Here is a 20,587-nt window from a genome sequence, read left to right on the forward strand (position 1 = left end):
ATCCAAGACCGCTGACTTTATCGGATATATCATGACCGAATCTTTTGCAGCCCTCTTTGAAGAAAGCGAATTAAACCTCAACGTTGAAAAGGGTGCAGTCATCCAAGGCGTTGTAGTAAGCATCGACTCTGATTGGGTAACTGTTGACACTGGCCTTAAATCTGAAGGCGTTGTTGACCGTGCTGAGTTCTTAAATGAACAGCGCGAACTTGAAGTTCAAGTTGGCGACACTGTAGACGTAGTTGTTGAAGCACTTGACAACGGTATGGGTCAAACAGTTCTTTCTCGCGAAAAAGCTAAACGCGCTGAGACTTGGACTAAACTTGAAAAAATCTTTGAAGACGGCGAAATCGTTACTGGTGTTATCTCTGGTAAAGTTAAAGGCGGTTTCACTGTTGACATCGGTCCAGTTCGTGCGTTCCTTCCAGGTTCTTTAGTTGATACTCGTCCTATCCGTGATACTACTCACTTGGAAGGTAAAGAGTTAGAATTCAAAGTAATCAAACTTGACGCTAAACGTAACAACGTTGTTGTTTCACGTCGTGCTGTTATGGAAGCTGAATCTTCAGCTGATCGTGAAGCTCTTCTTGCTCAGCTTGAAGAAGGTCAAACAGTTACTGGTACTATCAAAAACCTTACTGACTACGGTGCATTCGTTGACCTTGGCGGTATCGACGGTCTTCTTCACATCACTGATATGGCTTGGAAACGTATCAAGCACCCATCAGAAGTTGTTGAAGTGGGTCAAGAAGTTACTGTTAAAGTACTTAAATTCGACCGCGAACGTAACCGCGTATCTTTAGGCCTTAAACAATTAGGCGAAGATCCATGGTTAGCGATCATGAGCCGTTACCCTAAAGGTTCTATCGTTAAAGCTCGCGTAACTAACCTGACTGACTACGGCTGTTTCGCAGAAATCGCTGAAGGTGTTGAAGGCTTAGTACACGTTTCAGAAATGGACCACACTAACAAAAACATCCACCCATCTAAAGTAGTTCAGATCGGTGACGAAGTTGATGTTATGGTTCTTGAAGTAGACGAAGAGCGTCGTCGTATTTCTCTTGGTATTAAACAAACTCGTGCTAACCCATGGGAAGAGTTTGCTAAGAACCACGACAAAGGTGAAAAAGTTTCAGGTACTATCAAGTCAATCACTGACTTCGGTATCTTCATCGGTTTACCAGGCGGTATCGATGGTCTAGTTCACTTGTCTGACATCTCTTGGAACGAACAAGGCGAAGAAGCGATCCGTCGTTACAAGAAAGGTGACACTGTTGAAGCAGTTATCCTGTCTGTAGATGCTGAAGGCAACCGTATCAGCCTTGGTATCAAACAATTGAACAGCGATCCGTTCAACGATTTCTTAGCTGCTAACGAACGCGGTGCGCTTGTTAAAGGTACTGTAACTGCAGTTGACGCTAAAGGCGCTACTGTTAAGTTAGCTGATGAAGTTGAAGCAACTCTTAAAGCATCTGAAATCAACCGCGACCGCGTTGAAGATGCGACTAAATTCCTAGAAGTTGGTCAAGAAGTTGAAGCTAAGATCATCAATGTAGATCGTAAATCTCGCTCTATCAACTTGTCTATCAAAGCGAAAGACGAAGCTGAAGAGAAAGAAGCTGTTGCTAACCTGAAAACAGCTGCTGCTGGTCAAGACAATGGTCCTAAAACTATTGGTGACTTGATCAAAGCGCAAATGAATCACTAAGAGTAGATGGTGAATTGTATTGTTAATGTAAGTTAAGTAATACTTTTTACACAAATACTGTAAACGGTAGCGTAGTATTTAATTATTGCGCTACCGTTTTGTATTTAAACAGGTTATTATCGGAAAATAGATCCCGAGTAGCTTGATAATTAAAGAGGTCGCAGATGACTACTGAAGCACTTAATAAGTCTGACTTAATAGAGCGCATCGCGCTAAAGAATCCGCATTTGGCTGAACCTTTAGTGGAAGAAGCAGTTAAAATTATGATTGATCAAATGATTGAAGCTTTATCATCTGATAACCGTATTGAGATTCGCGGGTTTGGCAGCTTTGCATTGCATCATCGTGAGCCTCGTGTGGGTCGTAATCCTAAAACTGGTAAATCTGTTGAAGTTGCAGCAAAAGCTGTTCCACACTTTAAGCCAGGTAAAGCACTTCGTGATGCAGTAAACGAATCTGCAAACAAATAAACAAGATATTTACGGGGTGTTCATGCGTTACGTTCTGGTCATTCTTTTATTGCTCGTCTTTGGCTATTCATTAGCTTTGGTGTTGCAAAACGGGACTGAGGTCTCAGTGGACTTGTTATTTACTCAAGTTCCTGCAATGCGCTTAGGGTTATTGCTCCTTTTGACTCTTTCCTTAGGAATAGTGGTTGGCTTGTTACTCGGTGTGCAGGTTTTCCGCGTTTTTCAGAGTAATTGGGAAATTAAACGACTACGTAAAGATATTGAACATCTACGTAAGGAACAGTTGAATACTGCCAAGATGATGGCAGCAGAAGCGGCAGCTCATACACGACATGAGAAAACAGTATTAGATATTAATTCTAATGACAGGCCATCGGCACCGCTTTAGACAAAAATGAGAAGTCGAAGTAATCTACTGATTTTTTTACTTCGCCTGTTTTGATTAAACGCCTTTTAGCTTAGCTTCTAAGGCGTTTTTTATTGCTAAATTATATTTAGAAGAAATATATAAAAATTATATAAATAAATGACTTAATTTGAATAAAAAAATCATTTTTGCGAAAATATTCTTGGTTGTTATAGGGCTAGTCCGTATAATGGTTTAATTTTGTCAATTTGAAGGGTCTTCTCATGAGTATCATCGTTGCACTGGATGCTAAAAGTCAATTTGATGCCTTAACGATTGCAGAGCAGCTCGATCCCGCCTTATGTCGAGTAAAGGTGGGCAAAGAGTTATTTACTCATGAAGGTCCTATCATTGTAAAAGCACTTCAAGACAAAGGTTTTGACGTGTTTTTAGATCTGAAGTTCCATGATATTCCGAATACTACTGCACAAGCGGTATGTGCTGCGGCAGACTTGGGCGTGTGGATGGTCAATGTCCACGCTTCAGGTGGTCGTAAAATGATGGAGACCTGTATTGAGCGTTTAAAAGCAGGTAACTATAAGACTCAACTCATTGCGGTAACTGTGCTGACTTCAATGGGACGTGAAGACTTGAAAGATATTGGCTTGGATATCGAGCCTAATGAACATGTAAAACGTCTGGCTCAACTGACTAAAGACAGTGGCCTGGATGGGGTGGTCTGTTCCGCACAAGAAGCGAAAATGCTGCGTGAAACCATTGGACAAGACTTTGCACTGGTCACTCCTGGGATTCGTCCTGAAGGTTCAAATGCAGACGATCAAAAACGTATTGTGACACCAAAGCAAGCAATGCTGGACGGATCAACACATCTGGTGATTGGACGACCAATTACCAAGTCGGAAAATTCTCGTCAGACTCTAAAAGATATTTTGGCAACATTGTAATTCCGGTTACCTGATGAAAAGCCTTTCATATGAAAGGCTTTTTTTATACATTGAGAAAAGCTGTATAAAAATAAAAAGGAACTTCAAATGAGAATAATAAAGACACCAGAACAAAAGATGCTAGAACAAAGGCTGGAGATGGAAAAAATAGCAGATCAGTTCGAACAGCAGGAAAAATATAAACAACAGGCTCAGTCGGGTTCATGGGACTGGATGTCAGGCCTTGATAGCATAGATATTGTAGAACTCGCTTCAGAGATGATGGAGACAGTAGGAGATTCATTGAGTAGGGTTGATTTGAATTTTTAATATTCCGTAGTTTATTTTATTTCTAATTGAATCCCCCTAAATCCCCCTTTATGAAAGGGGGACTTCTCCTCCCTTTAAAAAAGGGAGGTCGGGAGGGATTTTTAAATTACCGCCAACACACTTACCGCTACTGGCGCCAATACAGATAAAATAAAACCGCTCACCATGGCATGTGGAATAAAATCATTGCCACAGGCCTGTTTGACCATGGGTAAAGTCACATCCATCGCAGTCGCACCTGCAGCAGAAATTGCTGATCTTGGGTAACGCCAGCCGGCACAATACATCAGTAAAATCGCAAAAATTTCCCGAAACAGGTCATTCATCAGGGCAATACTACCCAGTTCTGCATTTCTCAGTTCTGTGACGACAACACCCGACATGGAATAAAAACCATAACCTTGCGACAGCATAATCAGGTCTTTTAAATGAATATCTGGATTCCAGAAAGAATAGACAATTGCTGCCACGCATGAACCAGCAATACAACCTGCCGGAACCAGCAGGATTTTCCAGTTCAACCATGAGCGATCAAGTGGTGAGTAGGCGAGATCCAGTCCAATTAGAAACATAAAGACCAGTAATAAATGCCAAGTGCTGATCTGAACAGAAAGCCCTATTTGAGTGAAACTATAATGCAGCAAGTATCCAGCGGCTAAGGCAAAGAACGCATAACTAATATTGACCAGTGATTTAATCACTAGCTCAGTGGAGACTCGTCCAGAAGAAGGCTGGAAATCTGCCCATTTAAAGAGCAGATAACAACAGCCAAATGCCCCAATAGAGGTGAGAAAAGCAATTGTAATAGAGGTATTTAGAATCTGAGCAGGATGAGGTAATTCCGCTAAAAGTTCAGAAAACTCAAAAGCGATGGCAATCAGCAAAATATAACTAAAATACGGAAGAACCTTAAAGCAGATTTTTGTGAGGGGAGCAGGAAGCCGTTTCGCAAAAACAAAACCAAGCACTAAACAGACCAGAAGCTGGGATACTAACCAAAGCGATTGCATAATAAAAAAGTATGATAAATCAGTCTTTATTATGCCATCGCTAGCACTATGAATGTGAAGGGCTTTTAACTGGCTTTATTTAAAAAATAATAATCTGCTGCATTAAGGGTTTTGGTTTTGAGCCAGTATTTCCAGGTATAGGTAGGCCATAAGGCAAAATTTTTCCCACCTTCCTGCTGATACCAGCTAACGCAGCCAGATTGCCAGACCGTATTGTCCAGCATATGTTGGACATCCTGGTTGAATTTTTCCTGTACCTGATCTTTGACCACAATTGCATCACTATGTGATTGATCCACTAGGGCGATCATTTGCAGGATATAACTTACTTGCGCTTCAATCATGAAAAGGACTGAATTATGTGCCAGCACAGTATTTGGCCCTAATAACTGGAACAGGTTCGGAAAACCTTTCACACAGATTCCATAATAGCTTTCGGCACCATCTTTCCAGACATCATTTAAGTGAATGCCATTCAGGCCAGTGCAGTCAAAATTTTTCAGATAAATTCTTGGATCAGTAATAAATCCGGTACCGTAGATCAGGCAGTCAATCGGACGTTCTTTACCATCTACTGTAATAATACTGTTTTCAGTCACTTCACAAATGCCTTCAGTAACCAGTTCCACATTTTTACGGTTAAAGGTAGGGAAATATTGATTAGACACCAGAATCCGTTTACAACCCATGATGTAGCCTGGAGTTAACTTCTTGGCAGTTTCCTTGTCCTTGACCTGATAGCGAATATAAGCTTCAGCCAGTTTCTGAGCATATTTCATGACAGTTGGTTTAACGATAGGCACCACGCGTGATTCATTGGACCAGTACAGGCGAATCCGGTGTAACTTGCGGAACCATTCATATTTGGAAAATAGCTTTTTTTCCAGGTCATGATATAGGCGCTCATCCCGTGGAATAACCCAAGCCGCAGTACGTTGCAAGACATAGAGCTGTTTGCATTCGGGTGCAATTTCAGGGATATATTGAATTGCACTGCCACCAGTCCCAATCGATGCAACATTTTTTCCCTTGAGATCATAATGATGATCCCAGTGAGAAGAATGAAAGATTTTACCCTTAAATTTTTCAATGCCCGTAATATGGGGAATTTGAGGAACATGTAAAGGACCAGAGGCAAATACTACAAACTGGGCTTCCAGAATGCTTTGATCCTGCAGATGGATCTGCCATAAGCATCGGTCTTGCTGGTAATGAACCCCGAGTACTTCGGTATTCAGCCGAGCAAAAGCCCGAAGATTATAATCACTGACTAAATCTTGAATATAGCTAAAAATTTCCGGTGCTTCGGCATAGCGTTTTGACCAGTCAGTTTTGGGGCAAAAGAAAGGGAATACATGTGTGATTGCACATCACAGGCCGCTCCCGGATACTGATTATCGCGCCAGGTTCCACCAAAATCGCTATCTTTTTCTATAATAATAAAATCATGGATGCCTTGCTGCTGTAAACGTATTGCCATCGCTATCCCGCCAAAACCGGCACCGATAATGGCCACTTTGGTATAGGGATGATTGTGGGTAGGGCTTGTATTGTCCAGCATCTTCGCATTCCTTGCTTATTTTAATAATGATAATTATCTTGATTTATTAACTGGCTATTAGATATAAAATTGATCTAAACGGCAATAGCCGACTGCTTATTTTTATAGTACAACTAGAGCTATCACATTGTATTTGTATGGTTATGAAACGTTCTGTTCTCAGTCTGATGTATCTGATCCAGGGCATGCGCAAGGCTGGCATAGAGGTCGATCAAAAACTGCAAAATATCGGCTTGCGTGTTGATGCGCTTGATCCGACTTCAATTATTCACCCAAGCGTGGAATATGATGTGCTCAAGGTGGTGGGTCAGGATATCCAGCCAGAACAAGGTTTATTGATCGGCCAGCATTATGCTTTGGCAGGTTATGGGCCTTTGCTGATGTTGCTGGTGACCAGTCCAACCGTACGTGATGCGATGCATCAGGTGATTCGTTTTCAGCAATTGACGCATCTTACCGGTCAGTTGGGAGTGGAGCAAAGTGAGTACCGCAGTGCGCTTTGCTATTATCCCAAGAAAACGGAAGATCATCTGGGAATGCTGGTCGCGCAAGCTGAGATTTCAGGTACTTTCAAGTTCATTCGCGATATTTACAAGATGATGGGTTTGTCCAAGCCTGACTTGCAGATTGAACTGCCTTTCGCCGCACCGGAACAACCTGCTACCCAGAAAATCTATCATGATTATTATGGAACACAGGTACAGTTGGGTGCTGCAAGAGCTGCATTCTGGTTTGATGAGGCCATTTTGGATATCCGGATTCCTTCAGCAGATGCGGAGACCTTTGCAGTCTATGAAGCAAAGTGTCTGGCTGAACTGGAACGTCTGGCGGAAGATGCTGATGTCCCGACTGTGGTACAGCGAGTACAGGATTATCTGGAGCTGCAAACCGGTTTGATGCCGAGTATGGCTGAAACGGCTCAGGCTCTGAATATTCCAGAACGTACTTTACGCCATCAATTACAGCAGTTCGATACCAGTTATAAACAGATTCGCGAAGAGATTATTAAAGATAAAGCTTTGCGACTCATTGAATATAAACAGTATTCGATTGAAATGATTGCAGAGTTATTGGGTTATTCCGAACCGGCTGCTTTTAACCATGCCTTTAAGCGTTGGTTTGGGCAAAGTCCTCGGCAATATATAAAATAGCCTAAGTTAGTTAATGCCAAAGTGTTATAGTGTGCGTTCTAAACTCCGCTATAATTAAACAGATCCTGAATAGTACGAAACCTATGTCCGATTTTAATTCACAGCACAGCACCGCTTTTAGTCCAATCTCTCCTGCAGAACGTTATGCACACGCTTTGTCTTCAGGACAGTTTATGCCTGATGATGCACAGGCCATGGCAGTACATGAGCTGAATCGTACCTGGCTGGAATTAATTCAGCGCTTTAAAGCGTCTAAGAAAGCCTTTCGCCGTTTCCGCCGTCAGACTTCGCCGAAGGGTGTATACATGTGGGGCGGAGTAGGTCGTGGCAAGACCTGGCTAATGGATCAGTTTTATGAGTCGATTCCATTTCGCCGCAAAACCCGTTTGCACTTTCACCATTTTATGCAACATGTGCATCGTGAATTAAACAAGCTTTCGGGTCAGCGCAATCCTCTGGATCTGGTAGCGGATCAGATTTATAAAGATGCTGTGGTGATCTGCTTTGATGAATTTTTTGTATCTAACGTGACAGATGCCATGATCCTGAGCGATCTGTTCCAGAAGCTATTTGAGCGTGGTATTACACTGGTGGCGACTTCGAACATTGCACCAGATGGTTTATATAAAAACGGGATTCACCGTGACCGTTTTCTGCCAACCATTGAAATGGTCAAGAAAAACTGTGTCATTCTGAATGTAGATGCCGGTGTGGATTACCGTTTACGTGTCTTAAAGCAGGCGCAATTATTCAAATATCCACTAACGCATGACAATAAAAACTGGTTGGCACATCGCTATACCGCACTGACTCAAACCCAAACCTCTTCTCAAGAGCCAATCATCATCAATAACCGTATTGTGGAAACTGTGGCCCATACTGAAGATGTCTTGTGGTGTGAGTTCTCTGAACTATGTCTAAAACCGCGTAGCCCAGCTGACTTCATTGAAATTGCGAATATTTACAATACGGTATTGGTCAGCAATGTGCCGCATTTAACCGATTTCCTGAATGATGCCACACGTCGTTTCATTTATCTGGTCGATGAATTTTATGACCGTGGAGTCAAATTATTATTGACCTCAGAAGATAATATTGTTGACCTTTATAAAGGTGAGCGACTGGCTTTCGAAATTGAACGGACTCGTTCACGCTTATTGGAAATGCAGTCAGATGAATACCTGCATTCTGAACATCGCCAGATCGAGAAAATAGCTTCAAGTGAGCCTGAATAAATACAACAAGCGCTGGTCATGACCGGCGCTTTTTTATGCATTCCATTGCGTCAAAGATCGACAAGCTCAGCCAAACATGGCTTAATCTTGATCTAAATATGACCTTGTATAAAAAGAACGGACAACTTTTATTCAAAAATCTGAACTTAAGTCTAATTTCTACATTTCAAAAACTTTATACACTGTCATGAGGGTATTTAGCAGGATGATATTGCATCGTGTGTGACATCATTTAATAAGAATATGAGGGTATTCTTATTAGAAAAATGCTCATTATTTTGCGGTGTGATAGTACTATTCAGCTAGATTTTAATCGGTATACTAGAATCTCTTGTATAAAAAGTAGCAATATCAGGAAAGACAATGACTGCACGTATTCAAAAAGGCAAGTTAGCGATTGCTAAAGAACTTTACGATTTTATCGAAAATGAAGCACTACCAGGTTCTGGTTTGGACAGCGAAACATACTGGAAGAACTTTGAACAAGTCGTTGTTGATCTTAGCCCTAAAAACAAAGCACTTTTGGCTAAGCGTGATGATATTCAAGCTAAAATTGATGAATGGCATCGCAATAACACATTTGAATTACAAGCTTACAAAGCTTTCTTGACTGAAATTGGCTACTTATTACCAGAAGTAGAAGATTTCCAGATCAGCACTGAAAATGTAGACGAAGAGATTGCACTATTGGCTGGCCCACAGCTGGTAGTTCCAGTACGTAATGCACGTTACTGCCTGAACGCAGCGAATGCACGCTGGGGTTCTTTATACGACGCTTTATACGGCTTCGACGTGATCTCTGAAGAAGATGGTGCTGAAAAAGGTAAAGGCTATAACCCGAAACGTGGTGAGAAAGTTATCGCATTCGCGAAAAACTTCTTAAATGAAACATTCCCGCTGGCACAAGGTTCACATGCTGATGCAACCAAATATGCAGTTGAAGGTAATGCACTGGTTGTAACGCTGAAAGACGGCTCTACCACAACTGTTGCGGATAGCTCTAAATTCGTTGGTTACAATGGCGAAGCTTCTGCACCGACTGAAATCGTACTGAAAAATAACGGCCTGCATGCAATCATCCAGATTGATGCAAACAGCCCAATTGGCCAAACAGATGCAGCAGGCGTAAAAGACGTTGTGCTTGAAGCAGCTGTAACGACGATTCAGGACTTGGAAGACTCTGTTGCAGCAGTTGATGCTGAAGAAAAAGTAGAAGGCTACCGTAACTGGTTAGGCCTGATGAAAGGTACGCTTGAAGAGTCTATCGAGAAAAATGGCAAGACCATTACCCGTAAACTCAATGCTGACCGTACTTTCAAAAATGTTGAAGGCGGTGAGACCAAGGTTCATGGTCGTTCATTGATGCTGCTTCGTAACGTTGGTCACTTGATGACAAACCCGGCGATCCTTGTAGATGGCGAAGAAATTTATGAAGGCATCATGGATGCATTGGTCACTCCATTGCTTTCTGTGGCTGATATCCGTGGTGAGAACACGATCAAGAACTCACGTACCGGTTCTATGTATATCGTTAAGCCAAAAATGCACGGTCCAGAAGAAGTTGCATTTGCGGTTGAACTGTTTGAACGTGCTGAACAGGCGCTTGGCTTACCTGCGAAAACCCTGAAAATCGGTATCATGGATGAAGAACGCCGTACTTCGGTTAACCTGAAAAACTGTATTGCTCAGGCGAAAGACCGTACCATCTTTATTAACACCGGTTTCATGGATCGTACAGGTGATGAAATCCATACCTTCATGGAAGCAGGTCCGTTCGTTCGTAAAGGCGAAATCAAAGGCCAAAAATGGTTCCCAGCTTACGAAAACCGTAACGTCATGGTAGGTCTACAAACAGGTCTACGTGGTAAAGCACAGATTGGTAAAGGCATGTGGCCAAAACCAGACATGCTGTTAGACATGTACAAAACCAAGACTGAACATCCTGAAGCAGGTGCAAGCTGTGCATGGGTTCCATCTCCAACAGGTGCAGTGATTCACGCGATTCACTACCACCAAATTAACGTGGCAAACCGTCAGCAAGAATTGCTTGCAACTGAAGCGTTGCCTTTAGATGATTTGTTAACTCCACCTCTTGCAACTGATACCAATTGGTCTGAAGAAGAGAAACTGAAAGAACTGGAAAATAACTGTCAAGGTATCTTGGGTTATGTCGTTCGTTGGGTTGATCTGGGTGTAGGTTGTTCTAAAGTTCCAGACATCAATGATGTGGGCTTGATGGAAGACCGTGCGACTTTACGTATTTCTTCTCAGCACGTTGCCAACTGGTTACGTCACGGGATCGTAACGCGTGAACAGGTTGAAGAAGTAATGCAACGCATGGCGAAAATTGTGGATGAGCAAAATGCGAATGATCCACTGTACAAGCCAATGGCTGCTGATTTTGACAATAGTATTGCATTCCAGGCTGCTTCTGACCTGATCTTCAAAGGTGGTGAACAGCCATCAGGTTATACAGAGCCGCTTCTACACGCAGCACGTTTAAAACTTAAAGGTTATACAGGTGACTAATCCTGTAACTTGAAAAAAGCCTCTTCGGAGGCTTTTTTTATTGCTCTTAAAAAAGATCTAAGGATAAAAATGTTCTTTTGGAAGGTAAACTAACTGACTGAACACCTAAAACAGAACAATGTCACAGAAGAAAACTTTAATAATAATTATCTGTTAAACAGTAGCTTTATATCTGCCAGTCGGTATTCCTATGAGCGTTTACAGCTCCTCATGCTGGGTAGTTGTAGAACTTTGGATCATGACATTTAAGACTCAATTTAATTCTCAATTTTTAATTTCTAAGAATCGTATTTTGGCTGATGTACTGGAAGATTTAAACTGCGATAAAAGAGAATCATGCATCAGTAAGTTCCACTTACTTATAAAGCTAAAGATAAAAGCGTAACAATTCGTCGCTGTCACTTCCATCCTGAAATGGCTCTGCTAAAGTAAAAGCAAATCAATAAATTGCAGGGAAGAACAGCATGGCATATCAACATTTGGATCAGCAGTTTATTGCGGGTCAGTGGCAACCCGGCCGTTCCCAGAAAATGATTCAGAATCTGAATCCCTACACCCAAGATACGATCTTTACTTTGCAGTCTGCCAGTACAGCAGATGTGGATGCGGCTTATGCTGCAGCTGATAAAGCCTTTCAGCAGGGTGCTATTAAATCAGTTGAGTTAAGACAGCAAATCCTGCAAAAACTACAACAGGTGATTCAGGCATGCCAGGATGAAATTATTGACTGGTTAATTCTTGAGTCTGGAAGTACCCGTTTTAAAGCTGGTCTGGAAGTTGGCGCTGCTTTATCTATTATTCAGGAAAGTCAAAAATTTCCAGAACAGATCAAGACTGAACAGTTGGAGAGCAAAGATCCACAACGTAAAAGTCTGGTACTGCGTAAACCCTTGGGTGTGATTGGCGTCATTAGCCCATGGAATTTTCCATTTCATTTATCCATGCGTTCGGTAGCAACAGCGATTGCCTGTGGAAATAGTGTGGTACTCAAGCCAGCAAGTGATACACCAGTGACAGGTGGAACCTTATTAGGCAAATTGTTTGAAGAAGCTGGTTTACCCGCAGGTGTGCTCAATGTGGTTTCAGGTGCAGGCAGTGAAATTGGTGACTATTTTGTCGAACATCCGATTCCAAAAATGATCTCATTCACGGGCTCTACTGAAGTCGGACAGAATGTAGGAAGTAAAGCCTTAGCCAGCCCTCGAATTAAACGTCTGGCGCTGGAACTGGGCGGAAATGCGCCACTGGTGATTCTGGATGATGCAGACCTTGATCTGGCAGTAGAACTGACAATCATGGGGCGCTTTATGCATCAGGGACAAATCTGTATGAGCACCAATCGGGTCATTGTCGATGCGTCTATTCATGATGCCTATGTGGAAAAACTTTTAGAGCGAGTGAAAACTGTTGCTGTGGGTGATCCAAATCTAGAAGAGACCATCATTGGGCCGATCATCAATCAGAGTCAGATCAAAAAACATCAGCAGATTATTCAAAGTGCAAAAGAGCAGGGTGCAGAGCTGGTATACGAAGGGGGGATAGAAGGTAATCTGGTCTATCCACATATCTTTACTGGGGTAGCACCTGAATCTCCACTGGCTCAGGAAGAAAGTTTTGGACCGATTCTGCCAGTACTGAAAGCTCGTGATGAAGCACATGCCTTAAAGCTGGCCAATGATACCCGTTTTGGCTTATCTAGTGCGGTTTGTACCTCGAATATTGAACGTGGTATTAGTTTTACAGAACAGCTGGATATCGGTATGACTCATATCAATGGTATTAGTGTGGCAGATCAGGCTAATGCTCCGTTTGGGGGAGAGAAAAACTCTGGGCTTGGGCGTTTTAATGGACGCTGGATTTTTGAGGAATTCACCCGTACTCACTGGCTGACTGTACCCAGTGAATAATATTAAATGATAGAAACTTATCCATAATCCATACAGGTTTAAGCTTGGCATCAAGCTATAATCAGAGCATCAAGTGATCTGTCTGATTAAGCATGTGTGCCAACTTTAAGCCTTTAACTTCGCAGCAAATACATGATCTGGGCTTACCGGAAATTCCCTTTGAATATCCGGAAGAAGTCTATCCGAATTATGCTACACCCTTGTTATTTCAATCTGATCAAGGTCTGGAATGGCGCTCGGTTAACTTTGGCTTTATTCCCAAATGGGCAGAGGATAAAACGATTGGGACAAAAACCTACAATGCCAGAAATGAAACTTTGCTGCAAAAACCAACCTTTGCAGAAGCGACAGTCAAATGCAAGTTTGGGGTGATTCCCGTCTCGGAATTTTATGAGTCAAAGTATTTTGATAATAAACCACAGCGCTGGGGCGTCAGACGCAAGGATGGAAAAGCGACCTTTATTGCGGCACTGTATGAAATTGCTCGGGTGCAGGATGAAATCGTACGTTCGGCTAGTATGATTACGATGGATGCAATAGACCATCCCATGATGAAAGAGTTTCATGAGCCGGGGAATATTAAACGTTCAGTCATTGTGATTCCGCATGAGCGTATACATGAATGGTTGAATCTCACGCAACCGGATATTCGTAGCTTTGTACAGGGATTTACAGTGGAGGAGTTCGAATGTTCACATGTACCAAAAGAAAGAATCAAAAAAGCCAGTCCACAGCTGAACTTTTTTGATTCCTAAAACCTAGAAAGCAATGGCGGATCGTTAATTATTATAAAAGGTGTTATTGATCTCGCCAGCTAAATTCAAAATTGAAAAAATACTTAACGAGCCAAATTTTTAAAGATATGGCGTAAGCTTTCCATAGTTTTTTCAATTTGTAATGGGGTTAGCCCTTCAAATGACTGTTCCAGTACAACATTGGTCAGGTCATTAATTTTATGTGTCATTTCCATTCCTTTTTCAGTCAGCACGACACGGGTAATACGAGCATCGTCTTCACAGGAATAGGTTTCAACCAGACCTTCATCTTTTAAGCGATAAACGATCTTGGTGGTTGTCGACATTTTAGATACGACCATTTCTGACAGGTCAGAAACGCTGGCATGTGGTTTGGCTTTAAGAGCAAGCAAGATACGGCGACGTGAATTATCGACACCATACTTTTTTAGTGCATGATCTACATTTAGGACATATTGGGCATGAACTTGAGTCACCCAGTAGTATGGAAAGTTTTCTAAATTAAAGTCTTCTGCACAAGGTAAAAATTTTGCATATTTTTTAGTCATGAAATGTTCCTTTTATTTATTTTTCTAGGGCACTGACATTTTATGTAAAAGTTTATACATGTTTCAACCTTTATTTTTAAAATGTTAACGAGATTGCATTTGTTAGATCTTCTTAACATCAAAAAATCAGGCGATTTACATGTTGTAGCTCAATCGGGGCAAATTGTAACTGTCTTTATCCAGATGAATGGTATTGATATGACATGCAAATCTTAAGGCTCCAGATTAGGTTTAGAGTCTAAATAAGAGCTGGGTTAGCAAACCATATGGATAAATGGCCGACCTGCGCATATATTACTTTTGGTGAGTATGCGGAAATACAATTCAAAATCGATGCTGTTTAAATGAATGCTCTGATACATTTTTTAATCTGTAGCACGACGCAGATGCGGATTTCTCAAATCTGACCGAAAGCTAGAGCGAGTACATTTAAATTGGTCACTCATCGAATAAAACCGTTTTGGATGAGAAACTTATGCATATTTTTGATCCTACGACTAACTATTCATAACGTGTATGAACCATTTTAATAAAAAAATCCATATTTAAAATATGTCTTTAGATAAGTGGATTTAATGGACCTAGCAGGATAGTGGATCATTCAATATTTTATGATGTATGAATAGATACGAATATTAAGAGAAACAGTAATTTATATCTCAGGCTTCTATCTCATAGATTTAAAGTGCTTAAAGTCAAAAAGAAGCTTAAATTTTCTTTAATTTGTAATGAGTTATGTAGAACATGACAGATTTCGGCCAATGATTTGAAAATTAAAAGATTTTAGAATAAGGAGAGGCAAAGCGGTGCAACAGTTTTTCATAAATTTTATTGTTCAAAAATCATAAGTTTATGCATAATGGATACATCTTAAGTCGAAAAGGTTAAATTAAATGGATCCCTCGCCGTGCGTTGATCTTCCATATTCGTTGCTTACATACTCAAATGGGATGGTGTTCTAATGGAATTTTTATTAGATCCCGGAATTTGGGTTGGTTTAATTACTCTTATTATTCTCGAAATCGTTTTAGGTATTGATAACCTAGTCTTTATTGCCATTCTGGCTGAGAAACTTCCCCCTGAACAGCGTGATAAGGCCCGTGTGATCGGTCTATCCTTAGCCTTGCTGATGCGTTTAGGTCTGCTGTTTGCGATCTCTTGGTTAGTCACCTTGACTCAACCGCTTATTCAATTATTTAACTGGACTTTCTCAGGACGGGATTTGATTCTGCTCTTTGGTGGTTTATTCCTGCTCTATAAAGCCGTTACCGAACTTCATGAAAAAATTGAAGGTAAGCCTGAAATACAGGTCACGACCAAGGTGGCATATGCGGGCTTCACCGCAGTTGTGGCCCAGATTGTCATTTTGGATGCCGTATTTTCACTGGACTCGGTGATTACCGCCGTAGGTATGGTTGATAATATCTATGTCATGATGGCGGCCATGATTATCGCGATGGCCGTGATGTTACTGGCATCTAAACCATTGACTAACTTTGTGAATCGTCATCCTACGGTCGTGATTCTGTGTTTGAGCTTCCTGTTACTGATCGGGATCAGCCTGATGGCAGAAGGTTTTGGTTTCCATATTCCGAAAGGCTACATCTATTCTGGTATTGGTGTTGCAATTGCAGTTGAAGCCTTTAACCAGTTTAGTCAGCGCAATGCTGCGAAACATGAAGCCAAGATTCCGTTGCGTCATCGCACTGCTAACAGTATTCTCCAACTGATGGGCGCTAAGCTTGAAACCACCAGTACTACTCAGCATGAAGCACAGGAAACCTTTGCGGATGAAGAACGCTATATGATTGGCGGGGTATTGACCTTGGCAGAGCGTTCTGTAGCATCGATCATGACCCCACGAAGTCAGATTTCCTGGGTCGATCTGGAGGATAGTCCGGAACAAATCCGTGAAAAAATCCTGTCTGTACCCCACAGCCTGTTTCCGGTTTGTCGGGGCAGTCTGGATAAGGTGATTACCATCGTTCGTGCCAAAGAGCTGTTAGATGTACTGGATGAACCGGAAGAGTTAAAAGCTTTGATCAAGCGTCATCGCCCTATCTATATCTTTGAAAGAATGAAGGTGATTGACGCGATTAATACCTTACGTACCTCAAAAGGCTCTCTGGTACTGGTCAGTGATGAATTTGGTCATGTACAAGGTCTGATTTCACCGCTAGATGTGTTTGAGGCAATTGCCGGTGAATTCCCGGATGCCGATGAGCAGCTGGATCTGGTCAAAGTTGATGATACACACTGGGTTGCATCCGGTATGCTGGATCTGTATCAGTTAGAACTTGAGCTCGGTATGCTGGATCTGATTGATGAAGATGCAGGCTATATCAGTGTTGCCGGTCTGATTCTGGATAAAACCAATAGTGTGGTCGAGGTAGGTACTGAACTGAACTACCAAGGTATTCAATTCAAGGTAATGGAAATCGAAAATAACCGGATTAAGTCGGTGAGTATCCATTATCAGGGTTAATCGCCTGTCTTGATTATTTTTTGAGTCAGTTGCTTAAGGGCAACTGACTCTTTTATTGAATATTATTTATGACTTAGATATTAATGCTCACCTAAGCTTATTCTTCAGGCTAAATGGAGTATTGAATATTTCGGAAGCCAAGAATGCGTAATAGGTTTTACAGGATTAGAAGTAATAAATCTTACTGAAGTATCAAAATCCAGACATGCTTTATTTAGAATTATTAAACAAATTTAAATAAAGTTTAAAAATAAGTGTGAATTTGACTAAGTGGTAAAATATATATTTCACGTAATTTTGAAAGATATTAGTCAAATTCGAGATACAAAAGCTCATCCAAAGCTTACACAATACTCAGCTTGAGCGCTTGAAAAATTATTTTTGCCAGATTAGGGCTGAATTTAATTATCTAAAAATAAGTTGAATAGTGTAATAGGGTGTTCTATGTGTTCATTATAAAACACCCGACTGATGCTTAATCCGCCAAAATCCGAAAGTCTGCATATTGACGGATCGTTTCTATATTCAATTGATGGATCTCATCGGTAAATGCAGCATTAAACTGGCCTAAGGTCGGTGCTTTGGCAAAAGCCAATTGACCGGCGATTGCAAAATGAACATGAGCAGAGAGCGCTGCGATCGCAGGAGAACTTACTGCACTATACGCTGCAATCAGTGCGCCTAGGGCACATCCAGTTGCTGTGACGCGCGGCTGTAAATATGAGCCGCCTAAAACCTGAATCACCGGATAATCTCTGGAAATGATGTAATCAGACTCACCTGAAATAGCAATACATTCACATTGTTCCAGTAAGGACTGCGCCTGTAGATAAACTTCCGAGCTATCGACAGTGCTATTGACGCCTTTGGACTCAATATTTTTCCCTGCCAAGGCACCAATTTCTGAAGCATTTCCCCGTAAAATTGTGGGTTGATAGGTCATGAGCTGATCCACAACACCTGAACGCCAATGCAGTACATTTCCATAACCAACAGGATCTAGTACCCATGACTTTTGAATGCTGTGTGCTGTTTTCGCAGCAATCTGCATTGCCTCGACCTGTTCAGTAGTCGGTGTTCCCAAATTTAAACTGAGTGCCCCGGCAATTTTGACAAAACCCTCTGCTTCAAAAGGATTATCAATCATGGCGGGCGAAGCATTCGCAGCCAGCAAGATATTGGCCACATAGTTGCTGGCCACCGCATTAGTCATCACATGCACCAAGGGTTGCTGCTCTTGAAGCAATGACCAGGCTTCACAGATCTGATCGAGAAAAGTATTTTGTAATTGTTGCACGGAAGTATTCATCATCATGATCTTTCAAATATGAATAGGGCTGCTAAATGCTTAGCGGGTAAAATAATGGTCTTGATGTTTGCAGTTACGGCATAACAGGCTGACATAATCGCTAGCATCATATTCAACAGTAAGCTCTTGTGAGCCGCAATGCATACAGCGTTTTTGTGAATAAAATTTCAGGCGTGGTTCAATCTTCTGCCATGAACGCCAGATCGGCTGGAAGAAAATATTTTCATCATAACCCAGGAAACGAAAAAACAGGATGCTGCTCATTTTGCTCAAAGGCAATTGTGGTGGACGAGGCAGAATAGAGGTTTCCCATTTTTCATTCACTGAACGTTCCCGATATTGCTGTAGGGTCTTTTTCAGTAAATTGGTATTAATGAAATTTTCATTTCGTGGTTTTAAAGCTTTCTGCTGATACAGATATTCGAGGGCCGATTGCACCAGATAATAAATCTGTCCCACAGCCAAAACATCGAGCAGGCGATAGCAGAAAGCCTGAAAACTTTGATTGCCCGCAATCTGGATACCCCAGCTACGGCAATAGAACTGAGCGAATTGAATGACTTCCTGATACAGCAGACAATACAGTGCATCTTTGACTTCATCCGCACTTTTAAAAGGTACGCCTTTGCTCAGATTTTCATAGAACCAGTAACGCAATTGCTGGGTAATACTAAACAGGCTTGGCTCAGAATAGCCATCCAGACGTACATTAATATAGTACTGCTGATTCTCTTGTTGAATATCTCTAGGAACTAGAATCTGGTCTTTCAGCAGATTTTTGACCAGACCATGCTGATACAGGTAATTCGGGCTGATGGAATAATATTTAATGGCATGCCAGTCAATATATTCCTGATGCTGGCTATGTTCCTGAACCTGTTCATCCAGAATCGAGAGCAGAAACAGTTTATTAATAAAGCTGAGCTGATTGAGCTCATATTCATGCCGATCCTGTTTTTTATGAAATTTCCGGTTTTCCTGTAAACGGACTTCTTTCAGCATACGTTTACGCTGAGCCAGACACTGATCGCAATAACAGTTATGTTTCTGGTCGGTATAGAGCTGATGCTGGCAGTGGCTGCATTCATGATAAGTAATGTCCTGATCATACTGTTCTGCCTCGATCCAGTACATGGAGGCCTTACATAACGGGCACTGCGTACTTTCATCAAGCTGTTTTTGCAGAACGTTGAATACCATGATTGCGCACAACTCCAGAATAAAGAGAAACTGCGATTATACACAGCTCATCAAAGTCACGCGTCATTTGAGAATATTTTTAATGCTACAGATTTCAGGACAGGATAGCCTTTAAACGAACAGAGCTACCGAAGTAGCCCTGTATTCAAGAAAACTGGATCATCGTTTTTAAACAGGGCATGGTAATGTTTCGTCTTCCTCTCCCTGATGTTTCGCTTGAATCAACGCCTGCACTTTTTTGGATGGAACCTTTTTGGCACCGAGTGCATCATAAGTATTCAGAATCGCACTGACCTCATGCGCCTGTAGCTGAACGCCTTCAGAACTCATAAACAGGGCAATGACTTTATGATCAATATTGGCCTGATCCAGAACCTGAAGTGTTTTAAGATTTTCAATCCGTACCACATGCTGTTTTAAATACATAGCTCACCTCAATTTCTTTGTTGTCGTTATTCTTGGAGTCTTTGCGCTTGGAGAAAACACACTTAAACTGTAGCAAAAACTATGCTCATTTTTTAATCAATATTTCGGAATTGCTATTAATCATAAATTATATATTTTTTAAATCAAGCACATAAGAAAATGTAAAAAAATATGATATTGGCCGAAAACTTGGCATATATCTTTCTTTGAATCCTGCCATTGCTGTTGGGTGATGCAAAATGCATTCAAACTGGTGCATGTCATTTGTGCATTTAAAATGAAATTTGGAACGCAGATTAACCAGAACTTAATCTTTTAGAAGTCAGGTTTTGCAGCGCCCAGCATCTAAATTAGATATAAGGTTGTCCTGAACCCAGGCAGTAATTTTTCATATTGGAATAATACTTTGCATGTGCAGGAATCATGCATAGAGGAATCATACAGTGCAGATGAAAGCTTTTTTTATTTTATCTTTAAGTTGTTTTAGAGATGGGGATTTTAGATATCGGGCAAATATAAGGCGATTATCGTATATTTTGATGTAGCTCAATTGAAAAGATCAGTAATTATTCCCATATACAATACAAATGAAACGCACAGACAGGTTCAAGATCAAGGCGTATGATCAATGCATTGACAATCTTTTGCCTTAGAAGCTGTGCAAAAAGGATCA

The 20,587-nt window shown here is 41.3% G+C and carries 16 protein-coding genes and 1 pseudogene; 11 read left to right on the forward strand and 6 right to left on the reverse strand.

The window, feature by feature from the left end:
• The first annotated feature begins 31 nt into the window (after positions 1-31).
• The 5 genes from rpsA to FTV14_RS04105 all read left to right on the forward strand — a co-directional run bounded on the left by rpsA (position 32) and on the right by FTV14_RS04105 (position 3,798).
• Positions 32-1,708 carry a 30S ribosomal protein S1 gene (rpsA, locus tag FTV14_RS04085; RefSeq protein WP_004783987.1) on the forward strand — a complete coding sequence of 559 codons (1,677 nt, stop codon included), beginning with the start codon at positions 32-34 and terminating at the stop codon, positions 1,706-1,708.
• Between the two features lie 164 nt (positions 1,709-1,872).
• Positions 1,873-2,178 carry an integration host factor subunit beta gene (locus FTV14_RS04090; protein ID WP_005097312.1) on the forward strand — a complete coding sequence of 102 codons (306 nt, stop codon included), beginning with the start codon at positions 1,873-1,875 and terminating at the stop codon, positions 2,176-2,178.
• A gap of 22 nt (positions 2,179-2,200) precedes the next feature.
• Positions 2,201-2,566 (forward strand): lipopolysaccharide assembly protein LapA domain-containing protein, encoded by a 366-nt coding sequence (locus tag FTV14_RS04095; protein ID WP_005236124.1) that lies wholly within the window; start codon positions 2,201-2,203, stop codon positions 2,564-2,566.
• A 242-nt stretch (positions 2,567-2,808) separates the two neighbouring features.
• Entirely contained in the window at positions 2,809-3,489 is a 681-nt protein-coding gene (pyrF, locus tag FTV14_RS04100) for an orotidine-5'-phosphate decarboxylase (RefSeq protein WP_373688475.1), read from the forward strand.
• 87 nt (positions 3,490-3,576) lie between these two features.
• Positions 3,577-3,798: a hypothetical protein gene (locus FTV14_RS04105; protein WP_005236122.1), complete on the forward strand. Its 222-nt coding sequence runs from the start codon at positions 3,577-3,579 to the stop codon at positions 3,796-3,798.
• 101 nt (positions 3,799-3,899) lie between these two features.
• Here FTV14_RS04105 and FTV14_RS04110 read toward each other — a convergent pair whose 3' ends face one another.
• Positions 3,900-4,808: a lysine exporter LysO family protein gene (locus tag FTV14_RS04110; protein WP_180053398.1), complete on the reverse strand. Its 909-nt coding sequence runs from the start codon at positions 4,806-4,808 to the stop codon at positions 3,900-3,902.
• A 65-nt stretch (positions 4,809-4,873) separates the two neighbouring features.
• Positions 4,874-6,369, reverse strand: a pseudogene (locus FTV14_RS04115) (flavin-containing monooxygenase).
• A gap of 143 nt (positions 6,370-6,512) precedes the next feature.
• Here FTV14_RS04115 and FTV14_RS04120 point away from each other — a divergent pair.
• The 5 genes from FTV14_RS04120 to FTV14_RS04140 all read left to right on the forward strand — a co-directional run bounded on the left by FTV14_RS04120 (position 6,513) and on the right by FTV14_RS04140 (position 13,946).
• Positions 6,513-7,520, forward strand: coding sequence for an AraC family transcriptional regulator (locus tag FTV14_RS04120; RefSeq protein ID WP_104426984.1), 1,008 nt, complete (start codon positions 6,513-6,515; stop codon positions 7,518-7,520).
• Between the two features lie 83 nt (positions 7,521-7,603).
• A complete protein-coding gene (gene zapE / locus FTV14_RS04125; protein WP_180053399.1) occupies positions 7,604-8,755 on the forward strand; it encodes a cell division protein ZapE in 1,152 nt (383 codons plus the stop codon).
• Positions 8,756-9,118: 363 nt separating this feature from the next.
• Entirely contained in the window at positions 9,119-11,284 is a 2,166-nt protein-coding gene (locus FTV14_RS04130) for a malate synthase G (RefSeq protein ID WP_034702314.1), read from the forward strand.
• Between the two features lie 464 nt (positions 11,285-11,748).
• Entirely contained in the window at positions 11,749-13,191 is a 1,443-nt protein-coding gene (locus FTV14_RS04135; RefSeq protein WP_180053400.1) for an aldehyde dehydrogenase family protein, read from the forward strand.
• Between the two features lie 92 nt (positions 13,192-13,283).
• On the forward strand, positions 13,284-13,946 hold the full coding sequence (locus FTV14_RS04140; RefSeq protein ID WP_180053401.1) for an SOS response-associated peptidase family protein: 663 nt from the start codon (positions 13,284-13,286) through the stop codon (positions 13,944-13,946).
• Between the two features lie 83 nt (positions 13,947-14,029).
• Here FTV14_RS04140 and FTV14_RS04145 read toward each other — a convergent pair whose 3' ends face one another.
• Positions 14,030-14,494, reverse strand: coding sequence for a MarR family winged helix-turn-helix transcriptional regulator (locus tag FTV14_RS04145; protein WP_179992445.1), 465 nt, complete (start codon positions 14,492-14,494; stop codon positions 14,030-14,032).
• 961 nt (positions 14,495-15,455) lie between these two features.
• On the opposite strand from FTV14_RS04145, the gene FTV14_RS04150 reads away from it, so the two are divergent.
• Positions 15,456-16,979, forward strand: coding sequence for a TerC family protein (locus tag FTV14_RS04150; RefSeq protein WP_180053402.1), 1,524 nt, complete (start codon positions 15,456-15,458; stop codon positions 16,977-16,979).
• 475 nt (positions 16,980-17,454) lie between these two features.
• Here FTV14_RS04150 and thiM read toward each other — a convergent pair whose 3' ends face one another.
• The 3 genes from thiM to FTV14_RS04165 all read right to left on the reverse strand — a co-directional run bounded on the left by thiM (position 17,455) and on the right by FTV14_RS04165 (position 19,914).
• Positions 17,455-18,288, reverse strand: coding sequence for a hydroxyethylthiazole kinase (gene thiM / locus FTV14_RS04155; protein ID WP_125279013.1), 834 nt, complete (start codon positions 18,286-18,288; stop codon positions 17,455-17,457).
• A gap of 39 nt (positions 18,289-18,327) precedes the next feature.
• On the reverse strand, positions 18,328-19,488 hold the full coding sequence (locus FTV14_RS04160; RefSeq protein ID WP_180053403.1) for a hypothetical protein: 1,161 nt from the start codon (positions 19,486-19,488) through the stop codon (positions 18,328-18,330).
• A 168-nt stretch (positions 19,489-19,656) separates the two neighbouring features.
• Positions 19,657-19,914 carry a hypothetical protein gene (locus FTV14_RS04165; protein ID WP_004783954.1) on the reverse strand — a complete coding sequence of 86 codons (258 nt, stop codon included), beginning with the start codon at positions 19,912-19,914 and terminating at the stop codon, positions 19,657-19,659.
• Positions 19,915-20,587 lie beyond the last annotated feature (673 nt).

The sequence above is a fragment of the Acinetobacter sp. YH12236 genome (assembly GCF_013417645.1).
GTDB lineage: Bacteria > Pseudomonadota > Gammaproteobacteria > Pseudomonadales > Moraxellaceae > Acinetobacter.